Source organism: Streptomyces hilarionis (genome assembly GCF_024539675.1).
Taxonomy (GTDB): Bacteria; Actinomycetota; Actinomycetes; order Streptomycetales; family Streptomycetaceae; genus Streptomyces; species Streptomyces hilarionis.
In genome coordinates, this window is the sequence record NZ_JAHHIT010000501.1 from 1 (window position 1) to 390 (window position 390).

General features: G+C 85.1%; 1 pseudogene. It reads left to right on the top strand.

Annotated features, from left to right (window positions below):
- Positions 1-44: 44 nt before the first annotated feature.
- A pseudogene (locus KMS84_RS39295) lies at positions 45-390 on the top strand (translation initiation factor IF-2); the annotation flags it as partial.

Genomic DNA, 390 nt, shown 5'->3' on the forward strand with positions numbered 1-390 from the left:
GCCTCACCGCGCCCGGAACCCCTGTCCCGAGCGTGCAGCGGGCGGTGGCCGACGGGACCCCGCCACGACGCCGGGCGGGCCTCGGCGCGCCGACGAAAGCCTCCGCGCCCCTCTCTCCGACGGCCACGCCCGCCGCCGCCCGCCCCGCGCGCGAGGCGCTCCCGGCGCCCGCGCCCCAGGCGCCCCCCGCCGCCGAAGTTCCCGCGGCCCGGCCGGAGTCCGTCCGAAGCGCGGCCACGCCTCCCGGACCCACACCCCCCGGCCCCACGGCCACGCCCGTCGGCCGCGCCTCCAGCCCCCTCGGCGCCCCCGTGCAGCGCAGCGTGCCGCCGACGTCCGCCACGCGGCCCGCCGCGTCCGGGCCGGCCCGCCCCCTGCTGGGCGCCCCGC